This is a genomic window from Zobellella maritima (assembly GCF_003075035.1).
In the GTDB taxonomy this organism is placed as follows: Bacteria; Pseudomonadota; Gammaproteobacteria; order Enterobacterales; family Aeromonadaceae; genus Oceanimonas; species Oceanimonas maritima.
Window position 1 is genome coordinate 2,517,992 of sequence record NZ_QCZE01000001.1, and the last position, 21,306, is coordinate 2,539,297.

Consider the following 21,306-nt stretch of genomic DNA (forward strand, 5'->3'; position numbering starts at 1 on the left):
TGTAAGCAATCGGCTTTTAGCTGGAAGCCGCCCGGCGCTAACGGAAATCACAACGCCATTCTGGCAAACACGGTGCCGGTTTCCAAAACACAAAGGGCCGCGTATGCGGCCCCCTGACAGCTTATGGCTTCCAGCTTTATTGCCCGGCTATCTTCATCTGCTCGATCAATACCGAGCCGGTCTGCAGGCTGGAGCGGGTCTCCACATCGGTGCCGATGGCCTGGATGCCGGCGAACATCTCCTTCAGGTTGCCGGCAATGGTGATCTCTTCCACCGGATAGGCGATTTCACCCTTTTCCACCCAGAAGCCGGCGGCGCCACGGGAATAGTCACCGTTCACTATGTTCACCCCCTGGCCCATCATCTCGGTCACCAGCAACCCGGTATCCATCAGCTTCAACAGCTGATCCAGGCTCTGGCCACTGCTGCCCACCTGCCAGTTGTGGATGCCACCGGCGTGGCCGGTTACTTCCATGCCCAACTTGCGGGCCGAATAACTGGTCAGCAGATAACTCTGCAGCACCCCCTGCTCGATAATATTGCGGGCATGGGTGCGCACCCCTTCGTTATCGAAGGGTGAGCTGGCCAGGCCCTTGTCGAGGTGGGGCTGTTCATTGATGGTCAGCCACTCGGGGAAAATACGGCTGCCCAGGGCATCGAGCAGGAAAGAGGATTTACGGTACAGGCTGCCGCCGCTGATGGCCATAACCAGGTGGCCAAACAGGCCGGACGCCACATCCGGGTGAAACAGCACAGGAACCCGGGTGGTACCTATCTTGCGAGCGCCCAGGCGACCCAGGGTACGGGTGACAGCTTCATCGGCCACCTGTTCCGGGGTCCACAGATCGGTCAGGCTACGGGCCGAGGTATAACCGTATTCCCGCTGCATATCCCCGTCCTGTTCACCGATCAACACGCAACTCATGCCGAAACGGGTACCGCTGTAACCCTTGATAAATCCATGGCTGTTACCATAGACCCGGGTCCCCAGTGTACTGGAAAAACTGGCACCATCGGATTGCTTGATACGCCCGTCCCGGCCCAGGGCATGGCGCTCGCAGCGCAGTGCCAGATCGATACCGAATTCCGGCTCCAGCTCGGCGGGAAAACACATGGCTACCTCGGGGGCATCCCAGGCCAGATCACCGGACTCGGCAATGCCGGCGAAGGGATCGGGCGAGGTATAGCGGGAAATATCCAGGGCGGCGGCGACCGTCTTGGCAATCGCCTCGGGGCGCAAATCAGAGGTGGAAGCCGAGCCTTTACAGCCGTCCCGATAGACGGCAATCCCCAGGGCGCCATCCTTGTTGAACTCGATATTCTCCAGTTCGCCATTGCGGGTATTGACAGACAACCCTGTCTGTTTGCTGATCGACACCTCAGCGCTGTCAGCCCCCAGGCGCCTGGCCGAGTCCAGCGCCTGCTCTACCGCCAGTTCCAGCTGGCGTTGCTCTGTTTGAATGTCTGCTGGGTTCATGATGATGTTTGGTCGCTCCGTTATGGGGTTAGCATAACAGACCCCTGCGCCCCTTGGGAGAAGCTGGTAATATATATGTCATTGTCTGTTGTTACGGAAAGCCTATGCGCCACCATGATGAAAGCCCCGACCAGGACGACGAGATCGAATGGGTCAGTAAAAGCCAGATGAAGCGGGAAATGCATGCCCTGAAAGAACTGGGGCTGGCCTTGGTCAGGCTCAAGCCGAACGAGCTGGCCAAGGTGCCGCTGGATGATGAACTGAAAGAAGCCATCGATCTGGCGCACAAACTTAGCAGCAAAAAGGAAAGGGAAGGACTGCGCCGCCACCTGCAGTATGTGGGCAAGTTGATGCGCAGCCGGGACGTGACCGCCATTGAGCAGTCCCTGGCGGCGTTCGATCATAAGAGCGCCGTTGCCAACGCCCATTTTCACCGGCTTGAGCAATGGCGTGACCGCCTGGTCAGGGAAGGTGACAAGGGCGTCGATGCACTGCTGGCCGAATATCAGCGGCTGGACCGGCAGAAGCTGCGCCAGCTGGCACGTCAGGCCCGCAAGGAACTGGCTGCTGACCTGCCCCCCAAGGCCTACCGGGAGCTGTTTCAGTACCTGAAACAAAACCTGGAGCCCTGAGCCTCCGGGTTACCACAACATAAAACAACAACGGGAGCCTGGCTCCCGTTGTTAGTCTGGGTATATACGGAAACCCATGTTAGAAGCACATGTCCGCAGGTTTTTTACCCATTTTTTTCAACTTGGCACAATGACGGCTATCGATACCATCACCCTCGCTCTGCACAACCATATCTTTAACAATCGGATTCTGGTTGGCAACCGTACCTGCCTGAACTGGCATCAAAATCAAACCCAGTACAGAGGCAAATGCAATAGAAAGTAGCGTTTTCATAATAAGCCTCCTCACACCGTTGCATAGAAAGCAACTGTATTAGTATGACCCATATATGCTCTCACTAATTACAAAAAAAGCCTTTTTCACCTTGGTTGATAATCAACCACTACTGGGTGCCGCCGACCGTCAGCTGATCCAGCTTCAAGGTCGGCTGTCCAACCCCGACCGGGACACTCTGGCCATCCTTGCCGCACACGCCAACCCCGGCATCCAGCGCCAGATCATTGCCTACCATGGATACCTGACTCATGGCCTCGGGGCCATTGCCGATCAGGGTCGCCCCCTTGATCGGCGCGGTCAGCTTGCCATCTTCTATCAAATAGGCCTCGGACGCCGAGAACACGAATCGGCCTGAGGTAATGTCGACCTGGCCACCACCGAAGTTGGGCGCATAGATACCCCGCTTGACACTCCTGATAATTTCCTCGGGGGGCGTCTCTCCCGGCAGCATATAGGTATTGGTCATGCGCGGCATCGGCAGGTGCGCATAGGACTCCCGCCGGCCATTGCCGGTGGGTGCCGTCTTCATCAGCCGGGCATTGAGCTTGTCCTGCATATAGCCCTTGAGGATGCCGTTTTCAATTAACACATTATATCCGGAGGCGGTCCCTTCATCGTCGATTGTCAGCGAACCTCGGCGATTGGGCAGGGTTCCGTCGTCCACTATGGTACACAGGCCGGAGGCCACCTTTTCGCCGATGCGACCGGAATAAGCGGAAGAGCCCTTGCGATTGAAATCCCCCTCCAGGCCATGCCCCACCGCCTCATGCAGCAGGACCCCGGGCCAGCCGGCTCCCAACACCACCGGCATGGTGCCGGCCGGTGCGTCCACTGCCTCCAGGTTGACCAGAGCTTGGCGAATCGCCTCCTTGACATATCCCATGGCCCTGGGCTGCCCGTCCACCTCTTCCAGGAAGAAATCATAGCCCACACGACCGCCCCCACCGCTGCCGCCCCGTTCACGGCGGCCATTACGCTCGGCCAATACCGAGCAGTTCAACCGCACCAGGGGGCGTAGATCCGTTGCCAGAGTGCCATCTGTCGCCAACACCAGCACTTCTTCATAGACCCCGGATATCGAGGCGATGACCTGGGTCACCGCCGGCTCCAGGCTGCGGGCATAGGCGTCCATCTGTTGCAGCAGGGCAATCTTCTGCTCCCGAGTCAGGCTGTCCAGGGGGTTGATCCCCAGGTAACGGGGTTCAACTGCGACCTGGCTACCCAGTTTCAAGTGCCGGTTACCGCCCCGCTCGGCAATGCTCCTGGCAGCTCCCACCGCCTGGCTCAGGGCCGAAGCGGTCAGCTCGTCGGAGTAGGCAAAGCCGGTCTTTTCACCGCTGACGGCGCGTACCCCGACTCCCTGCTCTATGTTGTAGCTGCCGTCTTTGACAATGCCGTCTTCCAGTACCCAGGACTCATGGACACTGTTCTGAAAATACAGATCGGCAAAATCGATATCGTGACGACACAACCGTGCCAGCTGGGCATCCAGCAAGGCCATATCAAGGTCATTCGGCGCCAGCAGGCTGAGGTCAATCTGTTCAATACTCATTCGTTCTCTCTCCAAACCGCTTTCATACGCGCATGTTGGGCCACCGGCATCTGCCGACGGATCGCCGCCAGACGGGTCGAATTCACGTCGGCGGCAACCAGCCCTTCGCCCTTGGGTAAACAGGCCTGTATTTCACCCCAGGGAGTGATAATCACCGAGTGCCCCCAGGTCTCCCGGCCATTGCCGTGATCGCCGACCTGGGCGGCCGCCAGTACATAACATTGATTCTCTATCGCCCTGGCCTGCAACAGCGGCATCCAGTGGGCCTGACCCGTTACCCGGGTAAAGGCCGAAGGCACCAGCAGGATATCGGCCCCCTGATCCCGCAATGCCCGATACAGCTCGGGAAAACGTAAATCATAGCAAATCGACAGCCCCAGCCGGCCGAAGGGGCTGTCGATCACCGTCAGACCATCGCCGGCCTGGTAGGTACTGGACTCCTGATAACGGCCATGACCGTCGGCCACCTCCACATCAAACAGGTGAAGCTTGTGATAATGGCCGACCAGCTCACCCTTGTCGTTATAGACCAGGCAGCTGGAGTGCAGTTTTTCGCTGTTGATAATCCGGGTCGGCATGGCACCCACCACCAGCCAGATCCCCAGACGACTGGCCCACGCGGCCATCTGTGCCTGGATCGGACCGTCACCCAGGGGCTCGGCACAACTCAGGGCGGACGCTTTACTGCCGAATACCACGGCATTTTCCGGCAATTGCACCAGCAAGGGACGCTCCGGTGGTAACTGCCCTAGCAACCGTTCCAGGGTCGCTTGATTGCCGGGCCAGTCGGCACCGGCATTGGTTTGTATCGCCACCAGTTTCATGCTCTCTCCTTCATTGCTCCGAGGGCAAGGACAACTGGCCTCGCTCCCGGTCGATCTCATGGATCTCCGGCTGCCTCAGGGGACCCGTGACCCGATAACGAATACGGGTAAATACATCGACCACAGGCCCCAGGATCTTGGACAAGGCCAACACATAGAGGCCGGTAACCGGGGTGACCGCAAAGGCCGCGATCACCGGCAGATTTCCGGTGAGATGCGGGGTAAAGGTGAAATTGAAATCAATTTTTTCCGCCCCCAAATCGACCAGGCCTGCCCCTTTCAGATCTCCGGAAGCACCGGCCAGGGCAAAGTTATCGCTGCGCATGATCCCATCCTGGATCTTGCTGCTGACGGCGATCCGTTCAAAGTAAAAACCCTTGTCGAACACGTCCCTGAAGTCCAGTCGCAACCGACGCAATACCGATTCTATGCTGAGTACGGACAAGAAGTTCGCCCCCTTGTCACTTAATTCGGTCAGTACGCCGGCTTCCGCCCCGAACTCAAACTCGCCATCCAGGCTGCCCCAATCCGGTTGCCAGGGCGCACCCAGCCAGAGCAGCCTGCCATTCAGGCGGGCCTGGGTACCATTGAACGGGGATGCCTGCCCCATGGCTTCAAACAAGGCCTGTAATGAGGCGGTGCTGCCTTGCCACTCGAAGCGGGTCAAGGCTCCCTGCCGATGCTGCAGCCACTGACCATGGCCGGAAAGCTCCAGCAGGGGGCCGTCCAGCAGCAACCTGGACATGTCCACCCCCTTGCCCTTGGGTTCCAGTTCCACTTCAAGGCGACCCAACGGCATCTCGTTTAGCCAGCAGGCGGCACAGTTGAAGGTAATGGCCGGCAGTTGTTCGGCCCGGAATTCGGTAGCTTCCAACTCATTTGAGCCATCTTCATCGGACAGAGCCAGGGTAAGCCGGTCCAGATCAATGTGCAAGGCGCCGGCCTTTGACAGCCGAACTTCCCCTTCCGCCTGGTCGGCGCGGGCCTTGAAGCGGTGCTGGCCGTCAGCGCTCGGCGCTATCAGCAAGGATAAATTATCGAGCGGCTGCCGCCATAGGCTGGCCTCGGCTGCCTGCACCCTGACACGGTAGGGGCTGGGCCAGCCTATGGCGGTCTCTGCCTGCGCCGGCTCCTTGCCGACCAGCAGGGGATGCAACAAGCCTATCCAGTCGTCGATGGCCAGCTGCGACACCCGGGCATCCACATCCAGAGGCGCGCGCGGACCTGTGACCACATCGACACCGGACTGAAGCCAGAGCCGGCTGACCTCAGTCCCCCGGGGGGAAAAATGCAGTAGAGACTGTCCCCGCAGCCGCGGACCCAACTGCAGCTCCAGTTCAGCCTGCCGTTGATCACCGCTGACCAGCAGGCGGCTCGGCCAGCGAGTATCGATTGCCTTGTCAAGAGGGGGGGGCAAGCGGCTGCCGAGCCCTGTCAGCTGGCTGTTGGCCTCGAAATGATAGTTCAGCCCTCCATCCTTGGGTAGCTCGAGAGCCAGCTGTCCCTGCCAGGGGGCACCGCCCGCCAGGCTGGCCAGTTCCGGTCGCACGGTCTGCAACCGGTCGGCTACCAACTGGCCGGACATGCCGATATCGACCCGGTAGCCCTTATCCGCCAGGGTCTTGCCTTCATAGTCCAACACCAGCGGTTGGCCGGCCAGGGTCGCCTGCAACTGATGGAAACGGGTCTGACTGTCGTCGAACTGCAGCCGGCCGTGAACGTTGTCAAGGGGCAGGTTCAGGGCGCGAATGCTGACCTTGTTATCATCAAAATCAACCTGACCGCTAACCCTGGGCCGGTCCCCGGACAGCGGAATGGCCAGCGCCAGGCTGCCGGTCAGCGGGCCCTCGACCCGAACCTCCGCCAGGGTCTTGCCGACCGAGCCGGCCAGTGGCGAGGCCTGCAGATAGCGGGTGACCGCCTCTCCGTTACCGGCAATATCGGCATTGATGGTCAACTCCGCCGCCGCCTTCAGGGGCACGATGCGGGCATCTATCTGGGTGGCCGTCACCTTGCCCAGGCGGCCCCGATGACTGCTCATATACAGGCCATCATTTTCAAACAGCAGATCCAGATCAAGATCGGTCAGCGGCTGCCATTGGGGTCCGAACTGAAACTCAGCCTGACTCAGGGGCACCCGAGCCTGGAATATGCCCGACTGATCCGCATAAGGGAAACCGGACAAAGGGCCATACCAGAGCACTTGGGCATTGTCGGCCCGACCCGCCTTGATGGCCCCCTGCAGGTAATCGACCAACTTCTTGCCCATCAGGGGTTCGGGGAAATAGGCAAAGGCACGGCCGGCATCATACAGATCTACATTCGCCGAGGCGCTGAGCCAGGCATCCCCCTGCTCAGGCAACCCCAGGTTGAACCAGCCCTGCAGGGCGAAATCCCGGGTTTCAATCGCCAGCCGATCGCTGCTTACCTGCCAACCATCCAGCTGTCGTTGCCAGTGGATCTCGGTAGCCAACTGCTGCATCGGCCAGGGCGCCCTGAACGCCTCCTTATACACCCAGCTGGCTTCTTGCTGCTGCAGCTGCAGACTGCCACTGCCCGGTGCCAGCTCAAACCGGCCGTTGAGTCGCTCGGTGGCCGGTATCCAACCGTAGGCACGGGTGCTCACATTCACCAAATCCCCTTGCAGCCGCCAGCTGTTGTCCTCAAGGCTGGCCGCCAACCGCAGGTTATTCAGCTTGCCGGCCGGACGAACATGATTCAGCTGTTCCACCAGACCGGGCCGGCTGGCCTGCCCCCATTCCGCCAGCAGGGCAAGATCTGCAAAGGTTATGCTATCCAAATAGCCGTTGAGCTCATCGCCCTGCCGATCCAGTTGCAGGCGCCATTCAGGCCAGGATTCACCATCGACGGCAATAGCCACCTCCCTGCTGGCCAGCTGCCAACCATCTTCCGTCGGCTGCCACTGAACGCGACCGGCTCCCAGTTGAACCCGATGGGCAGTGCCATCCTGTTGCCAGGTCAGCTGATTGTCGCCCAGGGTCAGCAGGCCACCACTGAGTCGACCCGCCTGCCATTCCAGCCAAAGCTCGAAGGACAGCTTGACCCGTGCGGACTGGTCGTCCGGCCTGACCTGGGTAACCAGTACGGAAGCATCCAGTTGATCGGCCTGCAGATACAGGCTGCCGTCGAGGGCATCCGGCTCACCGTGGAAACGAGCCTTAATATCCATCAGCTGTGCCTGCTCCCCTCCCAGTCCCAGCCGGCCCTGGCCTTGATGAAGGCCCGCTTGGTTTTGCCAGCTCAGGGTAGGAACATGCAGCACCAGGGGATTATCCTGTCCACCCAGTGCCAGTCGGACGTCGCGCAGGGTAAAGCGCTTCACGCCCTGCAACGCCAGCCATTGCAGGGTTTCCAGCGGCGCGCTGGTGGCTGAGCCCCCCCCCAGCCCTGCAGTCAGCTGCAGTCCTTCCAGGGTCAGTTCGTTCAACACCGGTTTCAGCTGACGCAGACTCTGCCAGAAATGCAGATCGATATAGGCCCTTTCCAACTGCATCGGTGGCGCCGAGGGCCGGCTCAGGCCGACCCGGTTCAGCACCAGCACCGGGCCCGAGCCCTGCCAGGTCAGCCCCATTTTCTCCACCCGCAGGCTGAGTTCACTGTCGGTCAGCAGCTTGGCCAACAGCCGGTCCTGGTATTGATCCAGCACGGGCCCCCCGAAGCGGATCAGGCTGATCACCAGTGCCAGCAGCACTGACACTCCCGCCAGGGCAAACCATGCCCAGCTTAACCCCCGTTTCAGCACTACATCATCACCACATCAAATTGTTCCTGGCTATACAGGGGTTCGCTGCTGACCCTGACCTGCTTGCCGATAAAGACTTCCAGCTCCGCCAGGGCATGGGATTCATCTTCCTGCAAGGCACTGGCGACAGCCGTCGAGGCATAGACCACAAATTTGTCTGCATCGTAGGCCTTGTTGACCCGGGTGATCTCACGCAAAATCTCGTAACTGACCGTTTCCACCGTTTTTACCCGTCCCCGGCCGTGGCACTCGGGACATTCGCCACAGAGCACATGTTCCAGGCTTTCCCGGGTCCGTTTGCGGGTCATCTCCACCAGCCCCAGCTGGGAGAAGCCGTTGACATTGGTCTTGGCCCTGTCCTTGGCCAGCGCAAGTTCCAGGCTGTGCAGGACCCGTCGCCGATGATCTTCGTCATACATATCGATAAAATCGATGATGATGATGCCGCCCAGGTTGCGCAGCCGCAGCTGACGGGCGATAGCCTGGGTCGCTTCGATATTGGTGTTGAAGATGGTTTCTTCCAGGTTGCGATGCCCGACAAAGGCACCGGTATTGATATCAACCGTGGTCATGGCCTCGGTCTGGTCGATGATCAGGTAACCACCGGACTTGAGCTCCACCTTGCGATCCAGGGCTCGCTGTATCTCGTTTTCCACATCATAGAGATCGAAGATCGGCGATTCGCCGCTGTAATATTCGATCTTGCCCGACAACTCGGGCACATACTCATCAACGAACAGCTTGAGCAATTCGCAGGTATTGCGAGAGTCCACCCGGATGCGATCCAGCTCGGCACCGACAAAATCCCTTACGATACGAAAGGCCAGTCCCAGATCCTCATACAGCATGGAGCAGGCCTTGTATTTGCCCCGTCGCTCCAGCACCTTGCGCCACAGCCGCTTGAGGAAGGCCGCGTCCTGGGCCAGCTCCGACTCACCAATACCCTCGGCGGCAGTGCGAATGATAAAACCGCCCAGCTCGTCCACATAACCGCCGGCGATCTGCTTGAGCCGTTCTCGCTCCTCTTCGGAGTCGATACGCTGGGAAACACCCACATAGGAACTGCCGGGCATAAATACCAGGTAACGGGACGGCAGGGTAATATCCGTGGTCAACCTGGCACCTTTGGTTCCGAGTGGATCCTTTACCACCTGCACCATGATATCCTGGCCCTGACGCACCAGCTCGCCGATATTACCGGCCTGAAAATGCTCCTTCTCCTTGGTATCCACGCATTCGGTATGGGGAACTATGTCTGAGGCATGGAGGAACGCCGCCCGTTCGCCACCAATATCGACAAACGCCGCCTGCATACCCGGCAACACCCGGCTAACCTTGCCCTTGTAGATATTGCCGACAATACCGCGCTTGGCCTGACGCTCAACATGAACTTCCTGCAATATGCCGTTTTCCACCAGCGCCACCCGGGTTTCTGCGGGGGTCATATTGATTATTAATTCTGCAGACATGGTTGCTCCGGCAATAAATTTGTAACGGTTCAGTTAACCTAACATAGAAAAGCGCCGGATTATGCAGGGTTAGCATGTGCTACTACGCAGCAGCGTTGCGGCATGCTAGTCAGGCAAGATTCCCGCCTGCCGCAGCAGGGCTTCGGTTTCCACCAGGGGCAGCCCCACCACGGCACTGTAACTGCCGTTGATACGGGAGACAAAGCGCCCTCCCAAACCCTGGATACCGTAGCCGCCGGCCTTGTCGACCGGCTCGCCGGTGGCCCAGTAGGCCTCGATATCCGCTTCACTCAGGACGCGAAAGGTCACTGCCGTTTCCACCCGCAGGCTCAGGCACTGGTTGTCACGGGACAGGGCCATGGCAGTCATCACCCGGTGAGTGCGTCCGGACAGTCGATGCAACATGGCCAGGCCATGGTCGCGATCCTGCGGCTTTTCCAGCACTTCGCCATCAAGCACCACTATGGTATCGCCGGCCAGTACCGGCAGGGGCAATGGAGCCATGTCAGCCCCGGCCCTGGCCTTGTCTCGGGCCAGGCGTACCACATAGTCTGCCGGAAGCTCACCGGCCTGCCGGCGCTCCTCGACCCGGGGTAGCACCAGTTCGAAGGGCAGGCCCAGTTGGCCCAGCAGTTCCCGACGGCGAGGCGAGGCAGAAGCGAGATATAGCAGCGGTTTGGTCATATTTTACACCAGGGCAAATTGCCGACGACACTTGCGTAACAGCAGGAACACCCAGGGCCAGATCACCATACTACTGATAATGGACCAGAAGTAATGGTAGTCCAGCTGGATATCCCGGTCGATATAGGACGCCCAGAAGATGATCAGTTTATTGAGCAGGGCCAGAGCGCCGATAATAAAGGCCTGTTGCCAGACGGAATAGTTGCGCAACCGTTGAAATTGAGCGGCCGCCAGATAGACGGGGATCACCAGGGCCAGGGCATGCACCCCCAGGGTCGAGCCAAGCAACAGATCCAGCAACAGCCCAACCACCCAGGCAGTGCCTACATTGGCCCGGTGCGGCAATGCCAGTACCCAGTACAGCATGATCACCAGCAGCCAGTCGGGTCGGAAGGGCGCCACCAGTCCGGGCAGGGGCAGGATGGACAGGATCAGGGCCAACAGCAGGCTGGAGATCACCACCAACCTGCCCTTTAGGGAAAACGCGGTCATGGTGTCACCTCATTATCCGGCTCGGTCATGGTCGTATCCCTGTCATCCACCAACCGGGGCTGGGGCCAGAGCAACAGCACATAGCGTACCCGATCCAGGGCGGCAAACGGGCGTACCCGGATATCGGCAAAGGGCAGGCCTTCCTCGTAGCCCACATGGCTGACCACGCCGACCGGATAACCTTCTGAGAAACGCCCGGCCAGGCCGGAGCTCAACAGCACATCGCCTTCCTTAATATCGGTATTGCGGGTGATATTGTGCAGCACCAGGGTATCGAGCTGACCGCTACCGCTGGCGATGGCCCGCAGGCCGTTGCGCTCGACCCGGACCGGTATACCATGGCTGCTGTCCGTCAGCAGCAGCACCCGACTGGTGGTCTTGCCCACGGCGATAATCTGACCGATCACCCCTTGTTCATTGAGCACCGGCTGGCCTTCGAACACCCCATGAATGCTGCCCTTGTCGATCACTACCTGGTGAGAGAAAGGATCCGTATCCACCGCCATGATCTCCGCCACCATACGGCGGGCATCATAACGCAGCGGGGAGCCCAGCAAATGGCGCAGCCGCTCGTTTTCCTGTTCAAGGTGGCGCAGCCGCAGCAGGTCATCCTGGAGCAGGAACAGCTCCCGCTCCAGGCGGGAGGCCTTGGCCTGCAGGGCATGGCGGGTCATCAGCCGATCGGAGGCCGAGTCCAGCAGCAGGCGGGGACTATCGGCCAGATACTGGAGCGGGCTGACCAGGGAATAGAGGTACAGCTTGGCCTCGGAAAAGGCATGATATCGGCTGTCGCCGATAATCAAGGCCACGGAGGCGATGACCGCCAACACCAGACGGATCTGCAGGGAAGGCCCACGGCCAAAAATGGGTTTCATAGGTGAGTGAAGAGGCCGAGCAGGTCGGCCACCTTATCAGTCGTAATGGAAAAGATCCCCACCGTGCATGTCGATCATCTCCAGGGCCTGGCCACCACCACGGGCAACACAGGTCATGGGATCATCGGCCACCACCACGGGGATGCCGGTTTCTTCCATCAGCAGGCGATCGATATCGCGCAGCAGGGCTCCGCCGCCGGTCAGCACCATGCCCCGCTCGGAAATATCCGATGCCAGTTCGGGGGGAGACTGCTCCAGCGCCACCATAACGGCACTAACGATGCCGCTCAGGGGTTCCTGCAGGGCTTCCAGTATCTCGTTGGAATTAAGGGTAAAACTGCGCGGTACCCCTTCAGCCAGGTTGCGGCCGCGCACTTCGATTTCCAGCACTTCATCGCCCGGATAGGCCGAACCTACCGCATGCTTGATACGCTCGGCAGTGGCTTCCCCGATCAGGGAGCCATAGTTGCGCCGCACATAGTTGATGATCGACTCATCGAAGCGATCGCCGCCGATGCGCACCGATTGCGAATACACCACGCCATTCAGGGAGATGATGGCCACCTCCGTGGTACCACCACCGATATCCACTACCATGGAACCGGTGGCTTCCGAGACCGGCAGGCCGGCACCGATAGCGGCGGCCATGGGTTCGTCGATCAGATAAACTTCCCGAGCGCCGGCGCCCAGCGCCGATTCCTTGATGGCCCGGCGCTCTACCTGGGTAGAACCACAGGGTACACACACCAGGACCCGGGGGCTGGGGCGGAAAAAGTTATTGTCATGCACCTGCTTGATAAAATGCTGCAGCATTTTTTCGGTCACATAAAAATCGGCGATGACACCGTCTTTCATTGGACGAATGGCGGCGATATTGCCGGGGGTTCGTCCCAGCATCTGTTTGGCGGCATGGCCGACGGCGGCAACACTCTGCGCCGAGCCGGATCTTTCCTGGCGAATGGCCACGACCGAAGGCTCGTTCAGAACTATGCCCTGATCTTTGACGTAGATAAGGGTGTTGGCCGTCCCCAGATCGATCGAAAGATCGTTGGAAAACAAGCCTCTGAGCTTTTTAAACATATGCTGAAGGGGATCCTGGATTGAGAAACCGGAAAATTCGGCTAACTTTACCAATGCAGCCGGTTCGTAGCAAGGTACCAACACGCAGCCGGCCTCCTGCCGGTAGAGAAGAGTTCACATAAATCAACAAGTTCCGTAAACTGGTGGTTTCCATCTTTTTTTATTTTTTTCCGTGACCCGACTCACCTCCTGGCATCGGCTGAATCGCCGCATTTGTCCTTCGCCTCTGGACCCAATCCGCCACCCCCTGCTGACACAACAGGGGATCCAGTTGTGGATAAAACGAGACGATCTGCTGCACCCCCAGATCTCCGGCAATAAATGGCGAAAACTGAAATATGTATTGCGTCATGCCCTGTCGGAGGACGCCCGGGGACTGCTCACTTTCGGGGGGGCCTATTCCAACCACCTCCATGCCCTGGCGGCCGCCGGCCGGCAGCTCCCCCTGGCGACCGTCGGGTTGGTCAGGGGAGAAGCCGGCAGCATCAACAATCCCACCCTGAGCGATGCCAGGGCCTGGGGCATGGCGCTGGAATTCGTCGATCGCCAGCAATACCGGTTGCGCCATACGCAGGCATACCTGGAACAGCTGGCATACCGCTATCCCGGCTACCGTATCATACCGGAAGGCGGCAGCTGCTCCCTGGCCCTACCCGGGGTTGCCGAACTCTGGCAAGAACTGCCACCGATCGATGAGCTGATCCTGCCGGTCGCCAGCGGAGGCACCCTCGCTGGCTTGTTGTCGGCCCGGCCAGCCGGCACCCGACTGCGTGGCTATGCAGTACTGAAGGGCAAGGACTGGCTTGCCGAAACGGTGCACCGGCTGTTTCCGGATGCCTTACAGGATCCCGGCTGGCAACTGCAGCTGGAGCACCACGGCGGCGGTTATGCCAAGTGTTCGGCGGCAGACCGGATCGCCATCGCGCAACTAGCCGACGAACTGTGTGTTCCCCTAGAGCCGGTATACAGCGGCAAGGCACTGCTGGGCTTGTTCAGGGATATCGCCGCCAACCACTATGCACCCGGCAGCCGCCTGGTTTTCCTGCATACCGGCGGTCTGCAGGGAGCCAGGAGTCAGCACAACTCAAAGCGCTCGGGGCGGGCAAAGTAATACCCCTGTCCCGCATAGACCCCCAGCTGGTGCAGGCACTCCCATTCGCTTTCCGCCTCCACTCCCACTGCAATCACCCGGGTGGTGCCACCGGCACAATTGCCGATCAGGCTGCGTACCGCCATCTGGTTGACGGGTTTCTTATCTATATCCCGGATCAGGCTGGGGTGCAGCTTCAGGTAATCCAGCTCATAGTCCTTGATATACTGGGTGCTGACCACATCCTGGCCGGCATGATCCACCGCCAACTGACAGCCCATCGCCTTGAGGGCACGTACCGGCTTGACCAGTTCCTGAAAATGGCGGCTGGCCTGGGCCTCGGAAAACTCGATAACCAACTCGGCCAGCAGGGATTTGGGAAGCTGGATAAGCTCGAAGATTAACCAGCGGTGAAAACCGGGATGAAGCAGGCTGCTGGCGGAGAGGTTCACGGTCAGCGGACAAGGTCGACTCCCTTCTCGCAGCAGGGTCAGGGTGCGCAACAGGATTAATCGATCCAGACCCTGCAGCAGGCCGCATTTCTCGGCCATGGGAATAAAGTGGCCCGCAGACAGTATCCGTCCCTGCTCATCAGGGATACGCACCAGCAGCTCATTGAGCACGGGGGCCTGTTCCTTGTCACTATAGATGCCCTGCCTGTCCAGCAACACGCTATCCTGCTCAATATGCCGGCCCAGCAGGGTACGCCAGCGTACCGTGCCCTTACCGCTGTTTTCCTCGGTCAGCCCCTTGTAATACATAAAATAGCCATCCCCCCCCTGCAGGGCGGCGCTGCGCAAGGCCAGTTCAGCTTCTTCTTCCACCTGATTGAGCTGTTCACCAAAACGGAAACAGACCCCACCAATATAGAACGCTGGCTCCCGGATCTGATCCGGCCAATGCAGGCGATGGAGCAGCTTCATTATCTGCCGCGCCGCCTCCTGGGCCTCACTTTCCACCAGGTTGGGGAACAAAAGCGCAAAGGTATTACCCGTGTACCTGGCCTGCAGGGAACCGGGATAACGGCGGATAAGATGGCCAAGATAACGCGATGCCGACGACAGCAGCTCATCACCCCTGTCATAGCCCAGGCTGTAGTTGATCGACTCCAGATCCTGCAGTTCCACCAACAGCAGGGCACTGGAATGACTGGCTGGGTCATTGAGCGCGGCCTCCAGTCGATTATCGAAGAAGATTCGGTTGCCGATACCGATATTCTTGTCCACAAACACATTGGCCCGGATAAAGGTATCGAACCGGCTGCGCTCCTTGCGGGCATCCTTCAACTCGAGCAACAGCTTATCCAGTGCCTGGCTGGCATGGTTAGGCCATTCTTCCCGGGGATTATGCTGTAACATCTTCAGTTTACCGTCCAGGATCAGCTGACCACGCAAGTCCAGCAGTTCCGCCCCTCTCAACTGCTGCCTGAACCAACGGATGCTGTACAGCAGGCCAAAAAAAACCAGCAACATGGCCGCCGTCAGGCCCGATATCGCCGCCAGCGAATGATCGACATCGTAGAAGGGCGGCCGCAGGATCAGCTCCACCTTTAATTCGGGATGGTTCGGCAGAGAACGCTGGTATGTGAGCGATAACTCACTGGCCGAAAGCCGCTGGTTGGCGTTGTGTTGATACAGCACCCGGTTATCATCCCGCACCGTCAGCTCGATAATGTCGTTGACGTTCAGCAGGGCCGGCAGCCAGCGGGTAATCGTCGTCTGTTCGACGATGTCCCGTTGCCAGCTTTCATCCACCAGCTCGACCAGCGCCGTGATCTGGCGCTGCTGGTAGGCCATGCCCATCTGGTAGAAGCTGACCCCGGCGCCAGCCAACACCATCAATACCGCCGCCAGCACGCTGAGGGTAATGGTGGCAATAAACTGGTTGGTAAATCTCATCACTAGTCCCTAATAGAATTTCAGGCCGACATCCCATTTGTCTGCCTGACTACCTTTATCACAGACCTGAATGGCTTTACACAAGGATTCATTTTCAGGATCGCTGCCAATATAGAAAAATTACCTCTCCTGTGACCGTTAATGTCGCAAAAACAAGGCCCGATATACGGGCCTTGTTATTCTCAATTCTTTACGAAATTAGTCTCAGGTTATTCTCAGAACGGAATATCGTCATCGAAGTCCATCGGCGGCTCGTTGTAGACAGGGGGCTGGGCCTGGGGTTTACCGGCCGGTGACGGCTTTTGTTGACCGTACTGAGGCTGCCCCTGATTCTGCTGATTATACTGGGGCTTCTGGGGAGCCGCCTGCTGCTGGCCTCCCTGCTGCCCCCAGGAGGACTGCCCCTGGCCGGCACTGGCCTGACCACCCTGGGGACGACCGCCCAGCATCTGCATGGTGCCGCCCATATCGACCACCACTTCCGTGGTGTATCTGTCCTGACCGCTCTGATCCTGCCACTTGCGGGTTTGCAGGCGCCCTTCGACATACACTTGTGAGCCTTTGCGCAGGTATTCACCGGCAATTTCGGCCAGCTTGCCGAAAAACACCACCCGGTGCCACTCGGTACGTTCTTTCTGTTCGCCGGTCTGCTTGTCGCGCCAGCTTTCGGAGGTTGCCAGGGTAATGTTGGCAATGGCGCCGCCGCTCGGCATGTAACGCACCTCAGGATCCTGGCCCAGGTGGCCGATCAGGATGACTTTATTGATGCCTCTATTGGCCATAGTTCGCTCCGTACTCACAAATTGACCAGGCGCCGGGCCTGATCCAGTTCAAAAAGATTGGCGTCTACCTTGAGGTAAGCGGCTTTTTCTTCCGGGATAACCAGGGCTTCCTGCACCCCGGGCAAGGCCATCAGCCGCTGTAACAGCTGCTCGGTAACCACACTGTCCTCCATATTACCACTAATGGGCAATATATGTGACCTCACCTGGCTGACGTTTGCCATCCCCGCCGCCACCCAGAACCAGACCGCCATGGTCATGGCGACCAGCAAGAACACACCGGTACCGCCCAGCTGCTGATACAGAACACCGCCACAGATGCCCCCCAGGAAGGCGCCCAGAAACTGGCTGGTCGAATAGATACCCATGGCCGTCCCCTTGGCGCCGGCGGGAGCCAGCATGGACAAAAAGGCGGGCAGCGACGCCTCCATAAAATTAAAGGCGGTAAAATACAGCACCATGGCCAACGCCAGCAGCCAGAGCTGCCCCTGACCCACCGCCATCAGCACCAGCGCCGTCATCATCACCAGGATCGAGCCCTGAAACAGCACCTTGTTCATATTGCGGCGGGCCCCCAGGATTAGGAAGGGGATAATCAACACAAACGACAACAGCAGGGCCGGCAGATACAGCCACCAATGATGCCCGGCCGCCAGCCCCGCATCCAGCAGGCTGAGCGGGAAGGCCACAAACACCGCGGTCAGGGTCATATGCAACAGCAATATGCCGAAGTCCAGGCGCAGCAACTGGCGGTCCTTCAGCAACCGGCCGAACAGCTCGGGGGCGGCGGTGACATCGCGAATTTGGCCGCGAATATTCCCCCCCGGCAGGCCAAAGTACACCAGCAGCATCGCCAGCAGGGCCAGCAGCGCCGTCACCCAGAACACCCCGGACAGACCCGCCACCGAAGCCAGCAAGGGACCGGCAACCATGGCCACGGCAAAGGAAATGCCGATACAAACACCAATGATCGCCATGGCCTTGGTGCGGTGCTCTTCCCGGGTAACGTCGGCCGCCAGCGCCAGTATGGCGGCGGCGATGGCACCGCAGCCCTGCAGGGCCCGGCCGGCCGCCACGCCGTAGACTGACTCAGACAGGGCCGCCACCCCCGACCCCAGGGCAAACAGCACCAGGCCACCATAGATCACCGGTTTGCGACCGATACGATCCGACAGCCAACCGGCGGGGATCTGCAACAGCGACTGGGTCAGGCCGTAGGCACCGATACAGATACCGACCCAAAGTGGAGAAAAACCGATGAGATCCGTGCCATAGAGCGCAAATACCGGCATGATCATAAATAATCCCAGCATCCGCATGCCGAAAATGCTGGCCAGTGTCAACGCGGCCCGCTGCTCCCGGACACTGAAGCCCTGTTCGTCGCTCATGGATATCCTTCCGCCCACCATCAAGATGCAAAGGCGGGTAGTTTAGCACGGGGAGACAGTCGAGATTAATCCCCCCTTGCCCCTTGGCCGGCTATTCATCCGGTGCCATACTGGCAGGTCGAATTTAACCCAAGGTTATGTTGCAGATGGATAAAATCGAAGTTCGCGGTGCCCGGACCCACAACCTGAAGAATATCAGCCTGACGCTGCCCAGAGACAAGCTGATCGTGATCACCGGTCTGTCCGGCTCGGGTAAGTCCTCACTGGCCTTCGATACCCTGTATGCCGAGGGTCAGCGCCGTTACGTGGAGTCGCTGTCGGCCTATGCCCGGCAGTTCTTGTCGCTGATGGAAAAGCCCGATGTGGACCACATCGAAGGGCTGTCGCCGGCCATCTCCATTGAGCAGAAATCCACCTCCCACAATCCCAGATCCACCGTCGGCACCATCACTGAAATCCACGACTACCTGCGCCTGCTCTATGCCCGGGTCGGTGAGCCTCGCTGCCCGACCCACGCGCTGCCACTGACGGCACAGACCATCAGCCAGATGGTGGACAAGGTTCTTGAACAACCGGAAGGCAAGAAGCTGATGCTGCTGGCGCCCGTGGTGCGCAATCGCAAGGGAGAACACAGCAAGCTGCTGGATAACCTGGCGACCCAGGGCTTTATCCGCGCCCGGATCGACGGTGAAGTCTGTGATCTGTCCGACCCGCCGGCGCTGGAGCTGCAAAAGAAGCACACCATAGAAGTGGTGGTCGACCGGTTCAAGGTGCGCGACGACCTGCAGCTGCGACTGGCGGAATCATTCGAAACCGCTCTGGAACTGTCCGGCGGCATAGCGTCGGTGGTGGCGATGGATGACCCCGAGGAAGCTCCCTTGGTATTTTCCGCCAATTTCGCCTGCCCCGAGTGCGGCTACGCCATCGCCGAACTGGAGCCTCGCATCTTTTCTTTCAACAACCCGGCCGGTGCCTGCGAAAGCTGCGACGGCCTGGGTGCGCAGCAGATCTTCGATCCGGACAAGGTGATCAGCAACCCCGAACTGAGCCTGTCCGGCGGCGCCATCCGTGGCTGGGACAAACGCAGCTTTTACTATTATCAGATGCTCAAGTCACTTGCAGAGCATTACCAGTTCGATCTGGATGCCCCCTGGGAGAGCCTGTCCAGGGAGATAACCCAAGCCGTACTCTACGGCTCGGGCCGTACCAGCATCGAATTCAAATACATGAATGACAGGGGTGATGTGCTGGTGCGCAAGCATCCGTTCGAGGGCATCATCAACAACATGGAGCGGCGCTACCGGGAAACCGAATCCAACTCGGTGCGCGAGGAGCTGGCCAAATACCAGGCCAACCGGGCCTGCCCCAGTTGCCATGGGACCCGCCTGAAGGAAGGTGCGCGACATGTCTATGTGGCCGACCACAACCTGCCCCAGGTGGCGGACATGGCCATCGGCGAAGCCCATGACTTTTTCAGCCGTATGGAACTCTCCGGCCAGAAGGCCCAGATAGCCGACAAGATCTTCAAGGAAATCATTGCCCGGCTGGGCTTCCTGGTGAATGTGGGCCTTAACTACCTGACCCTGTCACGCAGTGCCGAAACCCTGTCCGGCGGCGAAGCACAGCGCATCCGCCTGGCCAGCCAGATCGGCGCCGGCCTGGTCGGGGTCATGTATGTGCTGGATGAGCCCAGCATAGGCCTGCACCAGCGGGACAACGAACGCCTGCTGGGCACCCTCAATCACCTGCGGGATCTGGGCAATACGGTGATCGTGGTGGAGCATGACGAAGATGCCATCCGCAGCGCCGACTATGTGCTGGACATCGGTCCGGGCGCCGGCGTACATGGCGGCAACATCGTCGCGCAGGGCACGCCCGCCGAAGTGATGGCTCACCCGGACTCGCTCACCGGCGCCTATCTGGCGGGACGGGAGCGGATCCCGGTGCCGGCCACCCGTACACCGGTGGGTGAGCACTGGCTGGAGCTGAAAGGCGCCCGCGGCAACAACCTGAAAGATGCGGATCTGGCCCTTCCCCTGGGACTGATGACCTGCGTCACCGGGGTATCAGGCTCAGGCAAGTCGACCCTGATCAACGACACCCTGTTTCCCATCGCCCATCGGGAGCTGAACAAGGCCACCGTCAGCCAACCGGCACCCTACCGGGAAATTCACGGCCTGGACCGGCTGGACAAGGTGGTGGATATCGATCAGAGCCCGATCGGCCGAACCCCCAGATCCAACCCGGCCACCTACACCGGCATTTTTACCCCGATCCGCGAACTGTTTTCCGGCACCCAGGAAGCTCGCTCCCGGGGTTACAAGCCGGGCCGCTTCTCATTCAACGTCAAGGGTGGCCGCTGCGAGGCCTGCCAGGGCGATGGGGTGATCAAGGTGGAAATGCATTTCCTGCCCGATGTCTATGTACCCTGCGATGTGTGCCAGGGACAGCGCTACAATCGGGAAACCCTGGAGATCCGGTACAAGGGCAAGAGTATCCACGAGGTACTGGACATGACGGTGGAAGACGCCCATGACTTCTTCGCACCGGTGCCGGCCATCGCCCGCAAGCTGCAGACCCTGATGGACGTGGGCCTGTCCTATATCCGTCTCGGCCAGTCGGCCACCACACTATCGGGCGGCGAGGCGCAGCGCGTCAAGCTGGCCCGGGAGCTGTCGAAGCGGGATACCGGCCAGACCCTGTATATCCTGGACGAGCCCACCACCGGCCTGCACTTCCATGATATTCAACAACTGCTCAATGTGCTGCACCGATTGCGGGATCACGGCAATACCATCGTCATCATAGAGCACAACCTGGATGTGATTAAGACCGCCGACTGGATAGTGGATCTGGGCCCGGAAGGCGGCGGCGGCGGCGGCCGGATCCTGGTGACCGGCACCCCGGAGCAGGTCGCCGAACATCAAGAATCCCATACCGCCCGCTTTTTACGGCCTATGCTGAATACGGGAAGCTAGGTCCATGATGGACATGGTTGCGCCATAGCCAACATGCCCTGACCT

16 protein-coding genes are annotated in these 21,306 nt (G+C 59.6%); 3 read left to right on the plus strand and 13 right to left on the minus strand.

Translation table 11 applies throughout. The features are described from left to right. Positions 1-136: 136 nt before the first annotated feature. A complete protein-coding gene (gene pmbA / locus DCS96_RS11695; RefSeq protein WP_116474434.1) occupies positions 137-1,477 on the minus strand; it encodes a metalloprotease PmbA in 1,341 nt (446 codons plus the stop codon). 104 nt (positions 1,478-1,581) lie between these two features. Between pmbA and yjgA the strand changes: the two genes are divergently transcribed. Then, positions 1,582-2,109, plus strand: a complete 528-nt coding sequence (gene yjgA / locus DCS96_RS11700; RefSeq protein ID WP_116474435.1) for a ribosome biogenesis factor YjgA — start codon at positions 1,582-1,584, stop codon at positions 2,107-2,109. Between the two features lie 79 nt (positions 2,110-2,188). Here yjgA and DCS96_RS11705 read toward each other — a convergent pair whose 3' ends face one another. The 9 genes from DCS96_RS11705 to DCS96_RS11745 form a co-directional block, all read right to left on the minus strand. Further along, on the minus strand, positions 2,189-2,383 hold the full coding sequence (locus DCS96_RS11705; RefSeq protein WP_116474436.1) for a hypothetical protein: 195 nt from the start codon (positions 2,381-2,383) through the stop codon (positions 2,189-2,191). Positions 2,384-2,492: 109 nt separating this feature from the next. Further along, positions 2,493-3,938, minus strand: coding sequence for a metalloprotease TldD (gene tldD / locus DCS96_RS11710; RefSeq protein WP_116474437.1), 1,446 nt, complete (start codon positions 3,936-3,938; stop codon positions 2,493-2,495). After that, the gene (locus tag DCS96_RS11715; RefSeq protein ID WP_116474438.1) at positions 3,935-4,762 is read right to left on the minus strand and encodes a carbon-nitrogen hydrolase family protein; all 828 of its coding nucleotides are present in this window, start codon (positions 4,760-4,762) and stop codon (positions 3,935-3,937) included. The genes tldD and DCS96_RS11715 overlap by 4 nt, the downstream gene beginning before the upstream one ends. A gap of 10 nt (positions 4,763-4,772) precedes the next feature. Continuing rightward, positions 4,773-8,525, minus strand: a complete 3,753-nt coding sequence (locus tag DCS96_RS11720) for a YhdP family protein (RefSeq protein WP_116474439.1) — start codon at positions 8,523-8,525, stop codon at positions 4,773-4,775. Beyond that, the gene (gene rng, locus DCS96_RS11725; protein WP_116474440.1) at positions 8,525-9,994 is read right to left on the minus strand and encodes a ribonuclease G; all 1,470 of its coding nucleotides are present in this window, start codon (positions 9,992-9,994) and stop codon (positions 8,525-8,527) included. Before rng ends, DCS96_RS11720 begins: the two co-directional genes overlap by 1 nt. A gap of 105 nt (positions 9,995-10,099) precedes the next feature. Beyond that, entirely contained in the window at positions 10,100-10,678 is a 579-nt protein-coding gene (locus DCS96_RS11730; RefSeq protein WP_116474441.1) for a Maf family protein, read from the minus strand. A 3-nt stretch (positions 10,679-10,681) separates the two neighbouring features. Continuing rightward, positions 10,682-11,170 carry a rod shape-determining protein MreD gene (gene mreD, locus DCS96_RS11735; protein ID WP_116474442.1) on the minus strand — a complete coding sequence of 163 codons (489 nt, stop codon included), beginning with the start codon at positions 11,168-11,170 and terminating at the stop codon, positions 10,682-10,684. Continuing rightward, the gene (mreC, locus tag DCS96_RS11740) at positions 11,167-12,045 is read right to left on the minus strand and encodes a rod shape-determining protein MreC (RefSeq protein WP_116474443.1); all 879 of its coding nucleotides are present in this window, start codon (positions 12,043-12,045) and stop codon (positions 11,167-11,169) included. The genes mreD and mreC overlap by 4 nt, the downstream gene beginning before the upstream one ends. Before the next feature lie 36 nt (positions 12,046-12,081). Beyond that, complete coding sequence (locus DCS96_RS11745; protein ID WP_116474623.1) at positions 12,082-13,125, minus strand: rod shape-determining protein; 1,044 nt, start codon at positions 13,123-13,125, stop codon at positions 12,082-12,084. 172 nt (positions 13,126-13,297) lie between these two features. Between DCS96_RS11745 and DCS96_RS11750 the strand changes: the two genes are divergently transcribed. After that, positions 13,298-14,236: a 1-aminocyclopropane-1-carboxylate deaminase/D-cysteine desulfhydrase gene (locus DCS96_RS11750; RefSeq protein WP_408646001.1), complete on the plus strand. Its 939-nt coding sequence runs from the start codon at positions 13,298-13,300 to the stop codon at positions 14,234-14,236. Here DCS96_RS11750 and DCS96_RS11755 read toward each other — a convergent pair. The 3 genes from DCS96_RS11755 to DCS96_RS11765 form a co-directional block, all read right to left on the minus strand. Further along, on the minus strand, positions 14,200-16,113 hold the full coding sequence (locus DCS96_RS11755; RefSeq protein WP_116474444.1) for an EAL domain-containing protein: 1,914 nt from the start codon (positions 16,111-16,113) through the stop codon (positions 14,200-14,202). The two genes, DCS96_RS11750 and DCS96_RS11755, sit on opposite strands and share 37 nt — an antisense overlap. A gap of 215 nt (positions 16,114-16,328) precedes the next feature. Continuing rightward, on the minus strand, positions 16,329-16,895 hold the full coding sequence (locus DCS96_RS11760; RefSeq protein ID WP_116474445.1) for a single-stranded DNA-binding protein: 567 nt from the start codon (positions 16,893-16,895) through the stop codon (positions 16,329-16,331). A gap of 14 nt (positions 16,896-16,909) precedes the next feature. After that, positions 16,910-18,283, minus strand: a complete 1,374-nt coding sequence (locus DCS96_RS11765; RefSeq protein WP_116474446.1) for an MFS transporter — start codon at positions 18,281-18,283, stop codon at positions 16,910-16,912. Between the two features lie 146 nt (positions 18,284-18,429). Between DCS96_RS11765 and uvrA the strand changes: the two genes are divergently transcribed. Then, on the plus strand, positions 18,430-21,261 hold the full coding sequence (gene uvrA / locus DCS96_RS11770; protein WP_116474447.1) for an excinuclease ABC subunit UvrA: 2,832 nt from the start codon (positions 18,430-18,432) through the stop codon (positions 21,259-21,261). Positions 21,262-21,306 lie beyond the last annotated feature (45 nt).